The sequence below is a fragment of the Allobosea sp. TAB14 genome (genome assembly GCF_052113865.1).
GTDB classification, from domain to species: domain Bacteria; phylum Pseudomonadota; class Alphaproteobacteria; order Rhizobiales; family Beijerinckiaceae; genus Allobosea; species Allobosea spartocytisi.
Map to the genome: position 1 here is coordinate 1 of NZ_JBFRDQ010000351.1, position 1672 is coordinate 1672.

The following is a 1672-nucleotide window of genomic DNA, read 5'->3' on the forward strand; positions in this document are numbered from 1 at the left end:
TGCGGGGGCCGGTGGTCGCATAGGTCTCCTTGCGCTGCATCGCATCCCAGAGTGCCTCGCGCGTGTTCTCCGTGGCCCAGACGGCAGCGTAGCCAGAGGATGACACCTCCCAGTCCATGACCTTCACACCCGTCTTCGGGTTGGAGATGAAGGTCTTCGTCATGCGTTCGGGGCTAGGCTCCTGCGGCGTGGTCTTGCCGAAAAAATTATCCTCCTCCATCGCCGATAGCCCGGTATGGGCATCGGAACTGCCGACCAGGCCGAATTTGTAGGGGTTCGTGCCGAGTTGCTGCTCCAGCAACAGGCCGTTCTTCAGCGCAGAGCGGGCATATTCGAATTCCAGCATATCCTTGGTCTTGGCGACGCTGCCGTCGAGATTCGCCTTATCCCAGGTCTCGAAGTCGGCGAATTCATCATTGGGCGACAGGAAGGGGTGGGCTTCGCCGTCACCCTTCGTCTGGGTCACCTCATATAGACGCTCCCATTTCGCGCGCTGCTCCACATAATCCTTGTCGACCGGCTTGCCGGTGAAGGATTCGATCAGCGGAAACATCCGGCCATTGCTGAGGTTGCCGTTATGGGCGATCGCAAGGACACTACCTCCCGTCTTCGCCTCGTAGCTGGCCATCCACTTCCAGAGATCCCGGGGATTGTCGCTGCCAAGAGGTGCCTGTGTCGTATAGGGCTCGACCTGACTGGCGCGGGCGGCATTGTCACGAAAAATGACGTTGCGGTGCAGGTTGTTGCCGCCCGTGTTGGAGGTCCACTCATACCCGATGAAAGCCGTGAAGCGGCCAGGTTCGTTGGCCTCCTCGGCGGCCTTGATCGTCTGCTGCCACGCTGATTGGAAGGTGCGCGTTCCCGGCAACGGCATGATCTCCTTGTCGATCGCGCCCCTGCCGAAACTCTCGATGATGTCCATTGCGGCCGCCGCGCCCTGGCCGGAGAAGATCATCTCATGCCACTTTTTGCCTTGTTGGCTGGCCATGATCACAGGGTCGCCGCCGACAAGTAGCGGAAAGAACCCCATCCCGTCGGAATGGTCGGCCACAACGAGGAAATCCAGCGGCCGGGACAGTTTGGCCCGCTCGCCGGCCGACGCGGTAATCTCTTCGCCGCGAGCGAAGCGATAGGCTTCCTTAGGCCCGAGGCGGGCGCCGAAAGCGCCGGCGTCCATCGAGAAGGCTGTGTGCAGATGAGTGTCGCCGAAAAACGGTCGCGTCGGAAAATTGCGCCCGGCATAAGGTGAATAGCCCCGCTTCTGCGCCAGACGCTCCGCCGACGCCTGGTCCAGAGTTCCTATATCTTGGGCCAACAGGACAGAGGGTAAGCTGAGCGAGGCGCCAAGTACAAGAGCGCCGATGGCTGAGATTTTGGTGGTATTCAAGGTTTATCTCCCTATTTTTGACACAGGAACAACCTTCAATCGGGGCCGAGCCCTTTCGCGCCGGCAATGATTGGCGACGAAATCAAGATCCGCCGCCCTCGACCCGAGCGAAGCCATCGTCTTTGCTGTGCCCCATCCATTCCGTCATGGCGTCGCCCGCTCAGCACAGGGTTTCAAAAGTGGTAAGCGATGCTGGAAAACACGCCGTGTTGAGTGACTCGGTAGCTGAAGTCGTCCTTGCGGTAATCCGTATAGATCGCCCGGTAGCCGAGAGCCGTTGAGACC

1 protein-coding gene is annotated in these 1672 nt (G+C 60.0%); it reads right to left on the minus strand.

What is annotated here, in order from left to right; translation table 11 throughout:
• On the minus strand, positions 1–1363 hold a 1363-nt coding region (locus AB4Y99_RS27505; protein ID WP_441525584.1), incomplete at its 3' end, for a DUF3604 domain-containing protein.
• Between the last annotated feature and the right edge of the window lie 309 nt (positions 1364–1672).